This window comes from Amycolatopsis sp. NPDC003865 (genome assembly GCF_053605345.1).
In genome coordinates this window covers 127,715-145,055 of record NZ_JBSGJA010000013.1, presented here as the reverse complement: position 1 = coordinate 145,055, position 17,341 = coordinate 127,715, and the positions used below count along the sequence as shown (strand labels likewise).

The 17,341-nt window shown below is 73.7% G+C and carries 16 protein-coding genes, 1 tRNA gene and 1 pseudogene; 12 read left to right on the top strand and 6 right to left on the bottom strand.

Going from position 1 to position 17,341, the window contains the following annotated elements:
• Positions 1-33: 33 nt before the first annotated feature.
• Complete coding sequence (locus ACWEVP_RS28905; RefSeq protein ID WP_452065714.1) at positions 34-309, top strand: hypothetical protein; 276 nt, start codon at positions 34-36, stop codon at positions 307-309.
• Positions 306-1,581 (top strand): annotated as a pseudogene (locus ACWEVP_RS28900) (MiaB/RimO family radical SAM methylthiotransferase). Before ACWEVP_RS28905 ends, ACWEVP_RS28900 begins: the two are co-directional and overlap by 4 nt.
• On the opposite strand, the gene bla reads toward ACWEVP_RS28900, so the two are convergent.
• A complete protein-coding gene (gene bla / locus ACWEVP_RS28895; protein WP_452065713.1) occupies positions 1,565-2,524 on the bottom strand; it encodes a class A beta-lactamase in 960 nt (319 codons plus the stop codon). The pseudogene ACWEVP_RS28900 and the gene bla sit on opposite strands and share 17 nt — an antisense overlap.
• Positions 2,525-2,578: 54 nt before the next feature.
• Between bla and ACWEVP_RS28890 the strand changes: the two genes are divergently transcribed.
• From ACWEVP_RS28890 to ACWEVP_RS28880, 3 genes are read left to right on the top strand one after another with little or no spacing between them, the layout of a single operon-like run.
• Positions 2,579-3,448, top strand: coding sequence for a LysR family transcriptional regulator (locus ACWEVP_RS28890; RefSeq protein ID WP_452065712.1), 870 nt, complete (start codon positions 2,579-2,581; stop codon positions 3,446-3,448).
• Entirely contained in the window at positions 3,445-4,347 is a 903-nt protein-coding gene (locus ACWEVP_RS28885) for a serine hydrolase (protein ID WP_452065711.1), read from the top strand. The genes ACWEVP_RS28890 and ACWEVP_RS28885 overlap by 4 nt, the downstream gene beginning before the upstream one ends.
• A gap of 44 nt (positions 4,348-4,391) precedes the next feature.
• Positions 4,392-4,724, top strand: coding sequence for an antibiotic biosynthesis monooxygenase family protein (locus ACWEVP_RS28880; RefSeq protein ID WP_452065710.1), 333 nt, complete (start codon positions 4,392-4,394; stop codon positions 4,722-4,724).
• A 201-nt stretch (positions 4,725-4,925) separates the two neighbouring features.
• Here ACWEVP_RS28880 and ACWEVP_RS28875 read toward each other — a convergent pair whose 3' ends face one another.
• Positions 4,926-5,492: a cysteine hydrolase family protein gene (locus tag ACWEVP_RS28875; RefSeq protein ID WP_452065709.1), complete on the bottom strand. Its 567-nt coding sequence runs from the start codon at positions 5,490-5,492 to the stop codon at positions 4,926-4,928.
• Positions 5,493-5,547: 55 nt separating this feature from the next.
• Between ACWEVP_RS28875 and ACWEVP_RS28870 the strand changes: the two genes are divergently transcribed.
• Positions 5,548-5,829: a hypothetical protein gene (locus tag ACWEVP_RS28870; RefSeq protein ID WP_452065708.1), complete on the top strand. Its 282-nt coding sequence runs from the start codon at positions 5,548-5,550 to the stop codon at positions 5,827-5,829.
• Here the strand turns inward: ACWEVP_RS28870 and ACWEVP_RS28865 are convergent.
• Both ACWEVP_RS28865 and selD read right to left on the bottom strand, forming a co-directional pair.
• Positions 5,826-6,038, bottom strand: coding sequence for a DUF2795 domain-containing protein (locus ACWEVP_RS28865; RefSeq protein WP_452065707.1), 213 nt, complete (start codon positions 6,036-6,038; stop codon positions 5,826-5,828). The two genes, ACWEVP_RS28870 and ACWEVP_RS28865, sit on opposite strands and share 4 nt — an antisense overlap.
• Before the next feature lie 34 nt (positions 6,039-6,072).
• Positions 6,073-7,065 (bottom strand): selenide, water dikinase SelD, encoded by a 993-nt coding sequence (selD, locus tag ACWEVP_RS28860; protein WP_452065706.1) that lies wholly within the window; start codon positions 7,063-7,065, stop codon positions 6,073-6,075.
• 54 nt (positions 7,066-7,119) lie between these two features.
• Between selD and ACWEVP_RS28855 the strand changes: the two genes are divergently transcribed.
• The 6 genes from ACWEVP_RS28855 (at position 7,120) to nrfD (ending at position 15,215) form a co-directional block, all read left to right on the top strand.
• A tRNA-Sec gene (locus tag ACWEVP_RS28855) sits at positions 7,120-7,214 on the top strand.
• The gene (selA, locus tag ACWEVP_RS28850) at positions 7,214-8,497 is read left to right on the top strand and encodes an L-seryl-tRNA(Sec) selenium transferase (protein WP_452065705.1); all 1,284 of its coding nucleotides are present in this window, start codon (positions 7,214-7,216) and stop codon (positions 8,495-8,497) included. The genes ACWEVP_RS28855 and selA overlap by 1 nt, the downstream gene beginning before the upstream one ends.
• On the top strand, positions 8,488-10,203 hold the full coding sequence (locus tag ACWEVP_RS28845; RefSeq protein ID WP_452065704.1) for a SelB domain-containing protein: 1,716 nt from the start codon (positions 8,488-8,490) through the stop codon (positions 10,201-10,203). The genes selA and ACWEVP_RS28845 overlap by 10 nt, the downstream gene beginning before the upstream one ends.
• Before the next feature lie 38 nt (positions 10,204-10,241).
• Positions 10,242-13,469, top strand: coding sequence for a formate dehydrogenase (fdh, locus tag ACWEVP_RS28840; protein WP_452065703.1), 3,228 nt, complete (start codon positions 10,242-10,244; stop codon positions 13,467-13,469).
• Complete coding sequence (locus ACWEVP_RS28835; protein ID WP_452065702.1) at positions 13,462-14,292, top strand: 4Fe-4S dicluster domain-containing protein; 831 nt, start codon at positions 13,462-13,464, stop codon at positions 14,290-14,292. Before fdh ends, ACWEVP_RS28835 begins: the two co-directional genes overlap by 8 nt.
• On the top strand, positions 14,289-15,215 hold the full coding sequence (gene nrfD / locus ACWEVP_RS28830) for an NrfD/PsrC family molybdoenzyme membrane anchor subunit (RefSeq protein ID WP_452065701.1): 927 nt from the start codon (positions 14,289-14,291) through the stop codon (positions 15,213-15,215). The genes ACWEVP_RS28835 and nrfD overlap by 4 nt, the downstream gene beginning before the upstream one ends.
• A 55-nt stretch (positions 15,216-15,270) precedes the next feature.
• On the opposite strand, the gene ACWEVP_RS28825 is transcribed toward nrfD, so the two are convergent.
• Both ACWEVP_RS28825 and ACWEVP_RS28820 read right to left on the bottom strand, forming a co-directional pair.
• Positions 15,271-15,453, bottom strand: coding sequence for a CsbD family protein (locus tag ACWEVP_RS28825; RefSeq protein WP_086675473.1), 183 nt, complete (start codon positions 15,451-15,453; stop codon positions 15,271-15,273).
• Between the two features lie 94 nt (positions 15,454-15,547).
• On the bottom strand, positions 15,548-17,338 hold the full coding sequence (locus ACWEVP_RS28820; protein WP_452065700.1) for a complex I subunit 5 family protein: 1,791 nt from the start codon (positions 17,336-17,338) through the stop codon (positions 15,548-15,550).
• Between the last annotated feature and the right edge of the window lie 3 nt (positions 17,339-17,341).

Sequence of the window (17,341 nt, the reverse complement as noted above, 5' to 3'; positions counted from 1 at the left end):
GCCGACCCGGCACCGGACTTCCGAGGGGGAACCGTGACCATGCTCGAGCGGATGGCCGAAGAACGCCGTCGCCATCAGGGAAACGCGCCCGAAGCGCCGGCCGGGCAGCAGTGGGGCACCTGCGTCAGCGTCCGGGAATCCGGCGACCGGCGCCGCAGGATCGCGCGGGTGCTGCTCGCGAGCGGCCTGGTCGTCACCGCCTACCTCCCGCTGGACGTCGTCGCACCCGCGATCGACGCGCCGGTGCTGGTGCAGACCAAGGCGATCGGGGACTCGAAGCCGCCGACCGTCGCCATCGTCGCGTACTGATCGTCGTGCGCACCGTCTCCCTGGTCACCCTGGGCTGCGCGCGCAACGAAGCCGACTCCGAGGAGCTCGCCGCCCGGCGACACGGTCCTCGCCGCGTCGGGCCAGGGCGCGAAAGTCGTCGCGGTCGGCTGCCTGGCCGAGCGCTACGGCCGCGAACTCGCCGACGCGCTCCCGGAGGCCGACGCCGTCCTGTCGTTCGACGACTACCCGGAGATCGGCGACCGCATCGAGGACGTGCTCCACGCCCGGAGCCGGCCCGCGCACACCCCGCGCGACCGGCGGACGCTGCTGCCGATCACCCCGGTCCGGCGACCCGCGGCCGCCGTGGCCCACGTGCCAGGGCACGGTCCGGCGAGCGGCCCGCGGGTGCTGCGGCACCGGCTCGGCGGCGGGCCGGTGGCGCCGCTGAAACTGGCGTCGGGCTGCGACCGGCGGTGCACGTTCTGCGCGATCCCGGCCTTCCGCGGCGCGTTCGTCTCGCGGCCGCCCGCCGAGGTCCTCGCCGAAGCCGAGTGGCTGGCCGGCCACGGCGTCCGGGAGCTCGTGCTGGTCAGCGAGAACTCGACGTCGTACGGCAAGGACCTCGGCGACCTGCAGGCGCTGGAGAAGCTGCTGCCGAAGCTCGCCGGCATCGCCGACCGCGTCCGCGTCAGCTACCTGCAGCCCGCCGAGCTGCGCCCGACGTTGCTCGAAGCGATCGCCGGGACACCGGGGGTCGCGCCGTACTTCGACCTGTCGTTCCAGCACGCGAGCGGGCCGGTGCTGCGCCGGATGCGCCGGTTCGGCGACCGCGAGCGGTTCCTGGGACTGCTCGAGCGGATCCGGGCCGTGGCGCCGGACGCGGGGGTGCGCTCGAACTTCATCGCCGGATTCCCCGGGGAGACCGAAGCGGACTTCGCCGAGCTGAAGCGGTTCCTGGAGCAGGCCCGGCTGGACGCGGCCGGGGTGTTCGCCTACTCGGACGAGGACGGCACCGAGGCCGCGAGCCTGCCGGACAAGGTGCCGGCCGAGGTGCTCGCCGAGCGCGTCGAGCAGCTGTCGGGGCTGGCCGACGAGGTGGTTTCCGGCCGCGCGGCGGAGCGGACCGGCAGCGTCGTCGAGGTGCTCGTCGGAACCGGCCGGCACGGCTGGGCCGCGCACCAGGGCCCCGAGGTCGACGGGCACGTGACGTTCACCGGGCCGGCCCCGGAACCGGGCTCGTTCGTCCGGGCGGAGGTCGTCGCCACCCACGGCGTCGACCTGCGGGCCCGCGTCCTCACCGAAGAGCGCTGAACGCGAGTTTCGCCGCCGCGGCGATCAACCGGTCGTCGTGGTCGGCGTGCTCGGTCTTCTTGTCCGACATCACCACCAGCACGATCGGCGCGCGCCCGGGCGGCCAGACGACCGCGATGTCGTTGCGCGTCGCGTATTCGCCGGTGCCCGTCTTGTCGGCGACCGTCCAGCCCGCGGGCGTGCCGGCCCGGATCACCGCCGCCCCGGTCAGGTTGGCCTTCATCATGTCCGTCAGGAGCTGCCGCTTCTCCGGCGGCAGCGCGTCCCCGAGCGTGAACGCGCGCAGGGTCGTGGCCATCGCGCGGGGCGTGCTGGTGTCCCGGACGTCGCCGGGTGCGAGGTCGTTGAGGCCGGGTTCGATCCGGTCGACGTGCGTGGTCGTGTCGCCGATGGCGCGCAAGGCCGCGGCGAGTCCCTGCGGACCGCCCAGCTCGTGGAACAGCAGGTTCGCCGCGGTGTTGTCGCTGTAGCGCAGAGCCGCGTCGATCGCGTCGCGCAGCGGAATGCCGGTCTCGACGTGGTTCTCGGTGACCGGCGAGTTCTCCTGGAGGTCGGCCCGGGTGTACTTCAGCACCTTCGCCAGCCCGTCGAGGCTCGTGCGCTGGAGCACGGCGGCGGACGAGAACGCCTTGTGCGTCGAGGCGTAGCCGAAGCGTTCGTCGGCGCGGTGGACGAGTTCGCGGCCGGAGCCGGTGTCCACCGCGTAGACGCCGAGGCGCGCGTCGAACTCCCGCTCGAGCGGCGCGAAGTCCGCCTGCGGGGCGGCGGCGGTCGGTGGCGGTGGCGGCGTCGCCGCCGGAGCCGGTGCGGGCGCTTCGGCGGCGCAGGCGGTGAGCGAGACGAGGACCAGCGCGGCGAGCGCGGTCCGTCGGAGGTGCGGCAACGGCACGGGAAACCCTTTCCGATCTTGGAGGACCTCCGCAGTTTCACCGGCTCCGCCCATGCTGTCCAAGACGGAAACGCGCGGTTCGATGCCGGATTCGCATAGAGTGCGGTCGTGGACCTGGTCGGCGGCTGCAGGGCGTTCGTGAGCGTGAGCGAGGCGGGGAGTTTCACCGCGGGCGCGGCGGTCGCGCGCATCCCGCAGCCGGTCGCGAGCCGCCGGATCGCCGCGCTCGAACGGCACTTCGGCGAGCGGCTCTTCGACCGCTCGACCCGCCGGGCGCGGCTGACGCCGTTCGGCCGGGACGTCCTGCCGTCGGCGAGACGGCTGGTGCAGCTGGCCGACAGCCTCGAACACGACGCCCGGCGAGCGCGGCTGCGGCCGGTGCGCGTGGCCGTCCCGGACACCTGCGGGGTGCGCGAGCTGGCGGAGCTCGCCGCCGAGGCCCGGGCAATGGAGGTCCACCTCGAGTTCCGCGTCGCGCCACCGGGGGAGCGGGCCGAGCTCGTCCGCACCCAGGAGGTCCGGGCGGCGCTCGTCGCCGTCCCGGCCGACGAGGGCGAGTGGTCCGTGCCGCTGGGCTTGGCCGGTGTGGCCGCCCCCGAGGCGCGGGTCGTGCACCTGGAGACGCTGCGGGCCGGTCGGTCCGGTGGCCCGCGCCGGCACGTCCGGATCCAGCCGGAGGACGACGTCCCGCACGTGCGCGACCCGCTGCTGCGGGCGCGCGACGCCGTGGGGCTGCGGCCCGCCCAGGTCGAGGTGGCCGGCTCGCTGACCGCGGCGGCCGCGGCGGTGTTCGGCTCGGCGGACCTCCTGCTGTGCTCGCGGGCGCAGGCCGCGGAGCTGGGACTGCACTGGCGGCCGGTCGGCGAGGTCGCGCCGGCGCGCGGGTTCGCCGTGGCGGCCGCGTCGGGCGAGGACGCCGACCGGCTGCGCGGTGACCTGGCCACCGCCGTCGGACGGTGCCTGGGAGCCGGAGCGTGACCGCGGAAGCGCTGGTCCGGCGGCTGCGGGCGGAGCTGGACGACGGCGGGCTGCGGGGGTCGTTCCTGGTCCGCGACCTGCGGTCCGGGCACGAGCTGGGCATCGACCCGGACCGGGTGTACCCGATCGCGTCCCTGGTCAAGGTCCCGCTGGCGGCGGCGACCCTGGAGCGCGTCCGCCGGGGCGAGCTGGACGGCGCGACGCAGCTGGAGGTCGCGCCCGGCGGCGTCACCACGCCCGGGCCGATCGGGCTGACCCGGTTCCGCCACCCGGCCCGGATCGCCGTCGACGACCTGCTGTACCTGAGCACGGCGCTGAGCGACGGCGTGGCGGCCGACGTCCTGTTCGGCCTGACCCCGCCGGCGGAGATCACGCGGATCCTGGCCGGGTGGGGGCTGTCCGGGATCGCCGTGCGCCACCTGATGGCGGACCTCGTCGACACCCCGGCCGAGCGGTTCGACGCGGGCGAAGCGGACCTGGCGCACACGCTGGCGATCGGGGCGGGCACGGCGGGCCGGGGCCACCGGCTGGCCCAGCTGGACGTGACGCGCGCGAACGCGGCGACGGCGCGGGCGGTGCTCGACCTGCTGCAGGCGCTGTGGACGCCGTCGCGGATCGACCCGGGGGTGGCGGCGGGCGTACGGGAGCTGATGGCGCACAACGTGATCCGCCACCGGCTGACGCCGGACTTCGCCTCGGACGCGGCGCGCTGGTCGTCGAAGACGGGGACGCTGCTGAACCTGCGCCACGAGGCGGGGGTGGTCGAGCACGCGGACGGGCGGGTGTTCGGCGTGGTGGCGCTGACGGAGTCGCGGGTGCCCGCGGTCCTCCAGCCGGAGGCCGACGTCCTGATGGCCCGGGTCGCCCGGGAGCTGCGCGACCACCTGCGCGGGGCGTGAAAATCGGGTTGGGGCGCGGGGAGCGGCGGACTTAGGCTCCGCCGGTGTCCTTCACCAGACCCGAGCCGCCGTACTACGCGGTGATCATCAGCAGCAAGCTCGACGCCGCCCACCTCGACGGCTACGCGGAAATGGACGCCCGGATGGGCGAGCTCGGCCGGGTGCAGCCGGGGTACCTGGGGCGCGAGTCCCGGACCGGCGCCGACGGCCGCGAGCTGACGGTCCTGTACTACCGCGACGCCGAGTCGATTTCCCGGTGGCAGCGCCATCCGGAGCACCTGGAGGCGCAGCGGCGCGGCCGGGAGCAGTGGTACGCGGACTACCACATCGAGGTGGCCAAAGTGGAGCGCGCGTACGGCTTCGAGCGGCCGGAGTAGCGGCCGCCCGAAGCGGTACTTCCGGTCAGGCGACGGCAGTGCCCTCAAGTTCGGCCGGGGATCGCCGGCCGCGTCCCGCCAGGCATGGCGGGCGCGACCCCGGCGGCGCGGGTGCGGGCACTGGGCCAGGCGGCCGCCGAGCAACCGGCAGCCGGACGCACCTCACGCCCACCCGCCCAACTAGCGGCTCCTCGGCCGACCTCACACCGAAGCAGCCACCCCGAAGTCCACTTCCGCGGTTTTCACCGTCCCCGCGGTCCGCCCCGGAGCCGTCTGGAACCCCCAGTACAGATTGGTGTGCGCGATCACGTCGCCCGGCGCGGGAGCCCCATAAGCCGACAGGTCCTCCGTGGTGTGCGCGTCCGCGACCAAGGTGGCGTCGTACCCCCGGGTGAACGCCCCGTGCAGCGTCGACCGGATGCAGGCGTCCGTCTGCGCCCCCGCCACCACCAACCGCCCGATGCCCCGCGAAGCCAGCACCGACTCCAGGTCCGTGTCCTCGAACGAGTCGCCGTACTCCTTGTGCACCAACGGTTCCGTCTCGCGCCGCACCAGCTCCGGCACGTACTCCCACACCTCGCTGCCACGCGGCAGTTCGTCGCTCGTGTGCTGCACCCACACCACCGGAACCCCGTCCGCGCGGGCCTTCTCCACCAGCGCGACGAGGTTGGCGAGGACCGCCGCGCGGTCGTGGGCCTCCTTCATCACGCCGTTCTGGACGTCGACCACGAGCAGGGCGGTGTTCGGGCGATCCGGCAAAGTTGTCATGCGGGCCACCTTAACCACGGGCACCGACAGTTTCCGCGAACTAGCATGACCCGCCATGGACTACGGGATGCTGCTGCTCGGGATCGTCCTGCTCGTCGTGGTCGTCGGGTTGGGCTCCTCGGCCACCGAACGCAGGCTCAGCCGCCGGCTCGACCGGATGGAACGGAAGCTGGACGCCATCGTCGCCCAGCTCGGCGTGACCGTCGAAGAGCCCGGGCTCGCCGAGGTCACCGCGCTGCTGCGGGAGGGCAAGAAGATCCAGGCCATCAAGGTCTACCGCGAGAACACCGGCGCGGACCTCAAGGAAGCCCGCGACGCCGTGGAGCGGCTCGCCTAAGGTGCTCCGCCGATGTGCTTGGCCGACACCGCCTCCCACACGGCGTCGAAGTTCTCGTACCGGTCGCCTTCGGCCAGGCCGCCGAGCGAGCCGAGCACGGAGTCGCCACCACCGGCCGCGGCCGCGCGGCGCAGGAGCTCGTCGCGGCCACACGGGTATTCGGTCTCGGCCAGGTGCTTCTCGAGGCTGGAACGGTCCGGTGCAGGCATGATCCCCGCGTACCCGCCCCGGACGGCCCGAAACTCAGCCCACGACGATCGTGTGGTCCCCGCGCGCCACGAGTTCCCCGACCACCGGGTGCCCCGGCAGCTCCCCGGCCACCAGCAGCCCGCCGGACGTCTGCGCGTCGGCCAGCAGCAGTGCCTCGTCCTCCGGTATCCGGGACAGGTCCACGTGCGGGCGCACCCAATCGAGGTTCCGGCGCGTGCCGCCGCTGACGTACCCGTCGCGCAGGGCCTCGCGCGCCCCGTCGAGGTACGGCACGGCCGCCGGGTCGAGCCGGGCCGTCACCCCGCTCGCCCGCGCCAGCTTGTGCAGGTGGCCGAGCAGCCCGAAGCCGGTGACGTCGGTGGCGCAGACCGCCCCGGCGGCGAGCGCGGCGCGGGCCGCGGCGTCGTTCAACGTCGTCATGACGTCGATCGCCTGCGCGAACCGTTCGCCGGTCGCTTTGTGCCGCGAGTTCAGCACGCCGACACCGAGCGGCTTGGTCAGCGTCAGCGGCACGCCCGCGCGGCCGGCGTCGTTGCGCAGCAGCCGCGAAGGATCCGCGACGCCGGTGACGGCCAGCCCGTATTTCGGCTCCGGGTCGTCGATGCTGTGCCCGCCGGCCAGGTGGCAGCCGGCCTTGCCGCAGACGTCGAGCCCGCCGCGCAGCACCTCGGCCGCGAGCTCGAACGGCAGCGTCTCCCGCGGCCAGCCGAGCAGGTTCACCGCCACCACGGGCGTGCCGCCCATGGCGTAGACGTCGGAAAGCGCGTTGGCCGCGGCGATCCGCCCCCAGTCGTAGGCGTCGTCGACGACCGGGGTGAAGAAGTCGGTGGTCGCGATCAGCGCGGTCGACCCGGAGATCCGGACCGCGGCCGCGTCGTCGCCGGTGTCGAGGCCGACGAGCAGCTCGCCGGCGGGGTCGGCGGGCGAACTCCCGGTCAGGCCGCGGACGGCCTCCTCGAGCTCGCCGGGCGGGATCTTGCACGCACAGCCGCCGCCGTGCGCGTACTGCGTCAGCCGGTGTTCCACCGCTTCATCGTGCCCGCCGGGCGTGGAGTTGGCAGGATGGTCGCCATGGTGCAGGGAGGCGTATCCGGCCTGGTGACCGGCACGGTCTTCAAAACCGTTGAGCGGCAGGTCCTGCCGCTGGCGGGTTCGATTCCCGTCCGCCTCCGCCATGCCTGACCCGCGCCGCGCGATCCCGCGGACCGACGCCGTCCTCGCCGAACCCCGGGTCGCGAAGGCGGCCGGGACGCTCGGGCGCGACCTGGTCAAGTCGGTGGTCACCGAGGTCCAGACGGCCGCCCGAAGCGGTGCGGTCGCCCCGGGCGACGTCGTCGACGTCGTCCTCGCGCGGCTCCCGGCGAACGCGGCGTCGCTGCGGCCGGTGGTCAACGCGACCGGCGTCGTCGTGCACACGAACCTCGGCCGTGCCCCGCTGTCCCCGGCCGCGCTGGACGCGCTCGCGGCGGCCGGCGGCGCCACCGACGTCGAGTTCGACCTGGCGACCGGCGAGCGGGCCCGGCGCGGGCGCGGTGCCCTCGCGGCGCTCGCCGCGGCCGTCCCGGACGCCGGCGCGGTGCACGTCGTCAACAACAACGCGGCCGCCCTGCTGCTCTGCGCGCTCGCCCTGGCCCCGGGCCGCGAGATCGTCGTCAGCCGGGGCGAGCTGGTCGAGATCGGGGACGGTTTCCGCATCCCCGACCTGCTGGCCTCGACGGGTGCCCGGCTGCGCGAGGTCGGCACCACCAACCGGACCACCGCGGGCGACTACGCCGAAGCGATCGGCCCGGACACCGGGTTCGTCCTCAAGGTGCACCCCTCGAACTACCGCGTCACCGGCTTCACGGCGGAGGCGGCGCTGCCGGAGCTGGCCGGGCTCGGTGCCCCCGTCGTCGCCGACATCGGGTCCGGGCTGCTGACCCCGCATCCGCTGCTGCCGGACGAACCGGACGCGGCGAGTGCGCTGCGCGCGGGTGCCACGGTCGTCACGGCCAGCGGCGACAAGCTCCTCGGCGGCCCGCAGGCCGGCCTCCTGCTGGGGGACGCCGACGTCGTCGAACGGCTCCGGCGGCACCCCGCCGCGCGGGCCCTGCGCGTCGACAAGCTCACCTTGGCCGCCCTCGAAGCCACGCTGCGCGGGCCGGAAACTCCGGTGCGGGAAGCGCTCGAGGTGTCCGTCGACCGCCTCCGGCACCGGGCGGAACTCCTGGTCCGGGCGTGGGAAGGCGTCGACGCCCGGGTGGTTTCGTCGGTCGCGGCCGTCGGCGGCGGGGGAGCGCCGGGGGTCGAACTGCCCAGCGTCGCGGTGAGCCTGCCCGCCCGGTACGCCGTCGCCCTGCGCACCGGCGAGCCCGCGGTCGTCGGCCGCGTCGAACGGGACCGGTGCCTGCTCGACCTGCGGACCGTGCGGCCGGAAGAGGACGCGAAGCTGCGGGAAGCCGTCCGCCGATGCGGGTGATCGTCACCGCCGGGCACGTCGACCACGGCAAGTCGACGCTGGTGCGGCGGCTGACCGGGATGGAGCCGGACCGGTGGGCCGAAGAACGCCGCCGCGGGCTCACCATCGACCTCGGCTTCGCCTGGACGCGGATCGGTGCCGAGGACGTCGCGTTCGTCGACGTGCCGGGGCACGAACGGTTCGTGCCGAACATGCTCGCGGGCGCCGGGCCGGCGCCGGCGGTGCTGTTCGTCGTCGCGGCCGACGAGGGGTGGATGCCGCAGTCGGCCGAGCACCTCGCCGCCCTCGACGCCTTCGGCGTCCGCCGCGGCCTGCTCGTCGTCACCAAGGCCGACCGGGCCGACCCGGCGGCGGCGACCGCGGCGGCACTGGACGAGATCGCCGCGACGTCGTTGGGCACGGTCCCCAGCGTCGCGGTCAGCGGGACGACCGGCGCCGGGTTCGACGAGCTGCGCGCGGCGATCGGGACTCTGGCCGGCGGGCTGCCGACACCCGATCCGGCAGCCGACGTCCGGCTGTGGATCGACCGCGCGTTCACCGTTCCGGGAGCGGGCACGGTCGTCACGGGCACCCTCGGGGCGGGCACGATCGCCGTGGGCGACGAGCTGCTGCTCGGGGCCGGGCGGGTCAAGGTCCGCGGCCTGCAGGCCCTCGGGAAATCCCACGACCGGGTGGCGGCGGTGGCTCGTGTGGCGGTGAACCTGCGCGGCACCGCGAAGACGGACGTCGGACGCGGCGACGTCCTGCTCACGCCGGGCCGGTGGCTCGCGACGGCCGAGTTCGACGTGCGGCTGCGCGGCGCGGACGTCCACCGGAACCTGGTGCTGCACTTCGGCACGGCGGCGGTGCCGGTGCGGGTCCGTCCACTGGGGACGGACACCGCGCGGCTCACGGCGGCGGCCGCGCTGCCGTTGCGCGTGGGCGACCGCGGGCTGCTGCGCGACCCCGGCGAGCACCGGATCGCCGCCGGGTTCGACGTGCTCGACGTCCGGCCGCCGTCCCTGGCCCGCCGGGGCGCGGCCCGCGCGCGCGGTCAGGAGCTCGAGGATCCGGACCTGGCCGGGAGCTACCTGCGCCGGACCGGTTTCGTGCCGGCGGGGGAGTTCGCGGCGATGGGCTTGGCGGAGACGGGCGAGAGGATGGGGGACTGGTGCGCCGACCCGGCGCGCGTCGCCGGGCTGCGCGCCGAGGCCGTCGCGATCGTCCGGAGCTGGGACGCGCTGGCCGCGGGGATGCCGGTCGAGGCGTTGCGGCAGCGGCTCGGTCTCCCCGCGCCGGGCTTGCTCGGCCCGCTGCTGGCGGGCACGGGGTTCGAGGTCGCGGGCGGACTCGTCCGGCGGCCGGGCGCGGGGCTCGCCCCGGCCGTCGAGAAGGCCGTGGAAGCGGTGGCGAAACGGCTCGCCGAACACCCGTTCCGCGCGCCGGAGGCGGACGAGCTGCGCGCGCTGGGCCTGGGCCGCCGCGAGCTGGCGGCGGCGGTCCGCCTCGGCAGGCTGACGGCGGTCGCCGAGGGCGTGGTGCTCGGCCCGGACGCCGAGGAGCGGGCGGCGGTGGAGCTGCGCGGGCTGGCTCAGCCGTTCACGGTGTCGGAGGCGCGGCGGGCGTTGGACAGCACGCGTCGGGTGATGGTGCCGCTGCTGGAGCGCCTCGATGCGGCGGGTGTCACGGAACCACTGGGCGACGGAACCCGGACGGTGCGCGGTTAGCACTGCGCCTCGCGGGTATCGCTATTACCGTGGCAGCCATGGGTGTGCGTCGGTGGATCGAAGGCTGGCCGGTGTACCGGCAGCTGACCGGTCCCGACCCGACCGCCCGCGCCGCGGCGGCCAAATCGGACGGTTCGGAAAAATGGCACGCCCGCACCGAAGACGCCGACAAGGTGGTCAAGTCCGTCTGCCCGTTCTGCGCCGTCGGCTGCGGCCAGAACGTCTACGTGAAGGACGGCCGCGTCACGCAGATCGAGGGTGATCCCGACTCGCCCATCTCGCGCGGCAGGCTCTGCCCGAAGGGTTCGGCCAGCAAGCAGCTCGTGACCAGCCCGAGCCGCGTCACCGAGGTCCTCTACCGCCGCCCGTACGGTACCGACTGGGAGCGCCTGCCCCTCGACACGGCGATGGACATGATCGCCGACCGGGTCCTGAAGACCCGCGACGAGACGTGGCAGGACTCCGACGACCACGGTCTCAAGCTCAACCGCACGCTCGGCTTCGCCAGCCTGGGCGGCGCGACGCTGGACAACGAAGAGAACTACCTGATGAAGAAGCTCTACACCGCGCTCGGCGCGATCCAGATCGAAAACCAGGCGCGTATTTGACACTCCGCCACGGTTCCCGGTCTGGGGACCTCCTTCGGTCGTGGGGGCGCCACGACGTTCCAGCAGGACCTCGCCAACGCCGACTGCATCGTCATCCAGGGCTCGAACATGGCCGAGTGTCACCCGGTCGGGTTCCAGTGGGTGATGGAGGCGAAGGCCCGCGGCGCGAAGATCATCCACGTCGATCCGCGGTTCACGCGCACCAGCGCGGTCTCCCACGTCCACGCGGCGGTGCGCGCCGGGACGGACATCGCCTTCCTCGGCGGCCTGATCAACCACGTCCTGAGCACCGGGAAGGACTTCCGCGAGTACGTGCTGGCCTACACGAACGCGGCCGCCATCCTGCGTGAGGACTTCGAAGACACCGAAGACCTCGACGGCGTCTTCTCGGGCTACGACCCGGAGCGCCGCCAGTACGACATGGAGACGTGGGCGTACGAAGGCGCGCCGACCGTGCCCGCGGCCGGTTCGACCGACCCCGAGCAGCCCGGCGAGCCCGGTTCGGAGCACCACCACGGCGGCGAAGGGCACCAGAAGACCGCCCGGGCCGACACCTACGGCAGCGGCGGCGCGGCCGTGGGGGCCAAGCCGAAGACCGACGAGACGCTGCAGCACCCGCGGTGCGTCTACCAGGTGCTCAAGCGCCACTTCGCCCGCTACACGCCGGAAATGGTCGCCGACGTCTGCGGCCTGCCCGTCGAGCAGTTCCGGGAGATCGCCGAGGCGGTCACCGCGAACTCCGGCCGCGACCGGACGACGGCGTGGGTGTACTCGGTCGGCTGGACGCACCACACGGTCGGCGCGCAGTACATCCGCACGGCGTCGATCCTGCAGACCCTGCTCGGCAACATCGGCCGCCCCGGCGGCGGCATCCTCGCGCTGCGGGGCCACGCCAGCATCCAGGGCTCCACCGACATCCCGACGCTGTTCAACCTGCTGCCGGGCTACATCCCGATGCCGCACGCGCACCAGCACCAGAGCCTCGACGACTTCGTCGCGGCGGACGCGGGCAAGACCGGGTTCTGGGGCAACATGCGCTCCTACGCCGTCAGCCTGCTCAAGTCCTATTGGGGCGATTCGGCCCAGCCGCACAACGACTTCCGCTTCGACTACCTGCCGCGCCTGACCGGCGACCACGGCACGTACGCGACCGTGCAGAAGCAGATCGAGGGGGAGTGCAAGGGCTACTTCCTGGTGGGCGAGAACCCGGCGGTCGGCTCGGCCAACGGCAAGTTCCAGCGGCTCGGCCTGGCCAACCTCGACTGGCTCGTCGTCCGCGACCTGCAGCTGATCGAAAGCGCGACGTTCTGGAAGGACGGCCCCGAGATCGAGACCGGCGAGCTGAGGTCCGACGAGATCGGCACCGAGGTCTTCTTCCTGCCCGCCGCCGCGCACACCGAGAAGGACGGCAGCTTCACCAACACCCAGCGCCTGCTGCAGTGGCACCACAAGGCCGTCGAACCGCCCGGCGACGCCCGCAGCGACCTGTGGTTCTACTACCACCTGGGCCGGCTCATCAGGGAACGCGTCGGCGCCGACCCGCGCGACGCGCCGATCCGCGACCTCACCTGGAGCTACCCGGTCGAGGGCCCGACCGACGACCCGAGCGCGGAGTCCGTGCTCGCCGAGATCAACGGCCACGGCCCGGACGGCCCGCTTTCGGCGTACACCGAACTGAAGGACGACGGCTCGACCGCGTGCGGCTGCTGGATCTACTGCGGCGTCCGCGCCGGCGGGAAGAACCAGGCCGCCAACCGGCAGCCGGGCAGCGAGCAGGACTGGGTCGCGAAGGGCTGGGCGTGGGCGTGGCCGGCGAACCGGCGGATCCTCTACAACCGCGCGTCGGCGGACCCGGACGGCAAACCCTGGAGCGAACGGAAGAAGCTGCTCAGCTGGGACGCCGAGCAGGGCAAGTGGGTCGGTCCGGACGTCCCGGACTTCGAACCCACCAAGGCACCGGACCACGTGCCGCCCGAGGGGGCGAAGGCGCAGGACGCGCTGGGCGGGCGCGACCCGTTCATCATGCAGACCGACGGGAAGGCCTGGCTCTACGTCCCGGCCGGCCTGGCCGACGGCCCGCTGCCCGCGCACTACGAGCCGTTCGAAAGCCCGGTGGACAACGCGCTCTACGGGCAGCAGGAGTCGCCGACGCGGCAGACCCTGGAAAGCCCGGCCAACCCCTACAACCCCGCGCGGAGCGAGGTCTACCCGTACGTGTTCACCACTTACCGGCTCACCGAGCACCACACCGCGGGCGGGATGAGCCGGACGTTGCCCTACCTTTCGGAGCTTCAGCCGGAGTTCTTCTGCGAAGTCTCGCCGGCGCTCGCGGCGGAACGCGGTCTGGAAAACGGCGGCTGGGCGACGATCGTCTCGGCGCGGACGGCGATCGAGGCCCGCGTGCTCGTGACCGACCGCGTGAAGCCGCTGAAGGTCCGCGGCCGGACCATCCACCAGGTCGGCCTGCCCTACCACTGGGGCCCGAACGGCCTCTCGCGCGGCGACGCGGCGAACGACCTGCTGTCGATCGTGCTGGACCCGAACGTGCACATCCAGGAGTCGAAGGCGGCGACCTGTGACATCCGGCCGGGCCGCCGCCCGCGCGGCGCCGCGCTGCCGGCCATGGTCGAGGAGTACCGGAGGCGAGCCGATGGCTGAGTACGGCACCCAGCCCCGGATGGGGTTCTTCACCGACACGTCGGTGTGCATCGGCTGCAAGGCCTGCGAAGTGGCGTGCAAGGAGTGGAACGGCGTACCCGACCGCGGCGAGCTGGACCTGCTCGGCTCGTCCTACGACAACACCGGCGCGCTGGGCTCGAACACGTGGCGGCACGTCGCGTTCGTCGAGCAGCCGAAAGAGTCCACAGTGGACCTCGGGATGCCGGACGTCGGTGCGCCGGCTCAGGACGAGCCGGGCGTGCGCTGGCTGATGTCGAGCGACGTCTGCAAGCACTGCACGCACGCGGCCTGCCTCGACGTCTGCCCGACCGGCTCGTTGTTCCGCACCGAGTTCGGCACCGTCGTCGTGCAGCAGGACATCTGCAACGGCTGCGGCTACTGCGTGCCGGCGTGCCCGTACGGCGTCATCGAAAAGCGCGAGTCGGACGGCCGCGCGTTCAAGTGCACCCTCTGCTACGACCGGCTCGGCGCGGGGATGGAACCGGCGTGCGCCAAGGCGTGCCCGACCGACTCGATCCAGTTCGGCGAGCTGGACGAACTCCGCGAACGGGCCGACGAGCGGGTGCGCGACCTGCACGGCTCCGGAGTGCCGGAGGCCCGGCTCTACGGCCGTGATCCCGAAGACGGCGTCGGCGGCGACGGCGCGTTCTTCCTGCTGCTGGACGAACCGGAGGTCTACGGGCTGCCACCGGATCCGGTCGTCACGACCCGGGACCTGCCGGCGATGTGGAAGCGGGCCGCCGTCACGGCGGCCGGGGTGGCCGCGGCCGTGGCGATGTCGTTCCTGGGACGGCGCCGGTGAGCCCGCGCCGCGAACGGGCGATGGTCGAGCCCGCGGAGTTCAAGTCCTACTACGGCCGGCCGATCCTCAAGGAACCGGCGTGGAAGCAGCCGGACGTGCCGCTGTACCTGTTCCTGGGCGGCGCGGCGGGCGCGTCGGCGACGATGGCGGCGCTGGCCGACGTCACCGGGCGGCCGGGCCTCGCCCGCGTGGGCCGGCTCGTGGCGTCCGGCGGGTCGGTCGCGAGCGTCGTGGCGCTGATCCACGACCTGGGCAGGCCGACGCGGTTCCTGCACATGCTGCGGGTGCTGAAGCCGACGTCGCCGCTTTCGGTCGGGTCGTGGATCCTGTCGCCGTTCTCCGGGCTGGCCGCGGTGGCGGCGGCGTCCGAGGTGACCGGGAAGCTGCCGCTGGTCGGCAGGCTGGCGGGAGCGGGCGCGGGCGTGCTCGGCCCGGCTATGTGCACGTACACGGCGGTGCTGCTGGCGGACACGGCGACACCGTCGTGGCACGAGGCCCACGGGATGCTCCCGGTGCTGTTCGCGGGCAGCGCGCTGACGAGCGGCGCGGGCGCGGCCCTGCTGGCGGCTCCCGCGGCCGAGGTCGGCCCGGCCGTCCGCGCGGGACTCGCCGGGGCGGTGGCGGAACTGGTGGCCGAGCACCACCTCGAAACCGGCCTGGGCCTGGTTTCGGAGCCGTACCGGACGGGGCGCGCGGGCAAGCTGCTGAAGGCGGCCAAGGCGTTGACCGCGGCCGGCGCGGGACTTTCGCTGCTGGCGAGCCGCCACCGCGGCGCGGGCGTGCTGGCGGGCGCGGCTTACCTGGCTTCGGGGCTGTGCACGCGGTTCGGTGTCTACGCGGCGGGGGTCGCGTCCACAAAGGATCCGAAGTACGTGGTGGTGCCGCAGCGGGAACGGCTCGAGCGGCGGTCCAGGGGAAGCTGAAACGGCAACTGCCGCACCCCGGAAAACCGGGGTGCGGCAGCGGCAGGACTACGGGTCAGTCCTTGTCCTTGACGCCCTTGACGGCGTCCTTGATCTTCTCGCCGGCCTGCTTGAGCGAACCCTTGGCCTGGTCGGCCTTGCCCTCGGCCTGCCACTGCTCGTTGCCCGTGGCGTCGCCGACGGCTTCCTTCGCCCGGCCCTTGAGCTCTTCGCCCTTGTTCTCGAACTTGTCGTTCATCGGGGTGCACCTTCCGTCGCGGCGACATTTCCGGATCGGCCAGTCGCCAAAAGGGCCTTGGCACAGGGATACCCAGTGCACGGCCGCATACACATCAGAGCCACACGAGCGCCGTGAGGACCGTCACGCCGGCCAGCAGCCACGCGACGTAGTCCCCGACGTGGCCGGAATGCCCCCGGTGCAGCGCGTCGAGGGCCGCCCGGACCGGCCGCGGCCAGGACGGGAGCCGGTGGGGCCAGAGGGCCGCCGCGGCGGTGCCGAGCGCCAGCAGGACCGTGAGGCCGCCGAACAGCAGGCCGGACGACGTCCATCCGGCTGTCACCGGCGGGAGCGGCCCGGGCGAGCCGACGGCGGGCAGGACGTCGTGCAGGTAGCCGCCGCGGTCCGCCTCCTGCCGCCCGGCGGTGACGGCGATTTCACCCAGCCAGGGGACCGCGAGCGCGCCGGCCAGCACCGCGACGATCGCGGCGGTCATCGTCGCGGGCGTGCGCTCGATGCGGTGGCCGGTCTCGGGTTCCTCGTCGGTGCCCGGGGTGCGGTCGCCGTCGTCGCGGCGCGGGGGCCTGCCGCGTCCGAAGTAGACACCCAGGCCGGCTCGCAGCACCGCGCCCGCCGTCACCGCCGTGACGCCGACGATCAGCACCACCAGCCAGCCGTAGCCGGTCTTCTCGAGCGCGTGCTCGGCGACGTCCTTGCCGAACGCGACGCCGAACGGCGGCAGCCCGGCCAGGACCAGGCCCGCCAGCAGGAACAGCCCGCCCTCGAGCCGGGAATGCCCGCACTTGCCGAACAGCTCGTCCTCGTCGACGCTGCCGTAGCGGTCCTTGAGCACCCCGACGAGCAGGAACAGCGCCGCCTTGGCGCCCGCGTGCCCGGCCACCGCGAGCAGGAACCCCGTGCTCGCCGTGCCGTCCGCGGCGGCCAGTCCACAAAGGAACAACCCGGTGTGCGCGATCGTCGAGTAGGCCAGCAGCCGTTTCAGGTGCCGCTGGGTGAAGCAGAGGACGGCGCCGAGCACCGCACTGGCGATCCCGAGCACCAGCAGCACCCGGGCGAACGCGCCGTCGTCGAGCACCCCGCCGAACACCGTCCGCCGGACCCGCAGCACACCGTAGACGCCCAGCTCGACCATGACGCCGGAGAAGAGCACACACACCGGCGTCGGGGCGACCGCGTGCGCGTCGGCGAGCCAGAAGTGGAACGGCACCGCGGCCGCCTTGACCAGCAAGCCGGTGCAGACGAGCACGAACGCGGCCAGCACCAGCGCGTCCGCGGGCTTGCCGTCCAGGGCGACGCCGAGCTGCGCGAGCCCGAGCTGCCCGCCGCGCGCGTAGAGCAGGCCGATGCCCATCAGCGTGAAGTACGCGCCCAGCGAGTTCACCACGCCGAAGTTCAGCGCGCCCTGGACGGAGTCGGCTTCCTCGACGCGGTACCCGGTCAGCGCGTAGGCCACGCCGCTCATCAGCTCGAAGAACACGAACAGGGTGAACAGGTCCCCGGTGAGCAGGAAGCCGAGCATGCCGGTGAGGAACAGCAGCAGCATCGCGTGGTAGCGGGCTTCGACCGCCTCGAAGTAGCGCCAGCTGTAGACCAGCGCGCACGTCGTCAGGAACGACGCCAGCAGCGCCAGCGTCGTGTTGAGCCCGTCGGCGGCCAGGACGATGCCGAGCGAGCGGGCGCCGTCCGGCCGGTGCCCGCCCAGCCAGACCACCACCCGGCCGTGCTGCACGGCGGCGAGCAGCACGGCCGTCAGCACCGTGGCGGCCAGCGCGGCCGCGGTCGCGAACCCGTCGGCCACCACCCGCGGCAGCATTCCGCCCAGGCCGAGCAGCAGGCACGCGGCCAGCAGCGGAAGCGCGACGATGAGGGACGGGAGCGCGGACATCGC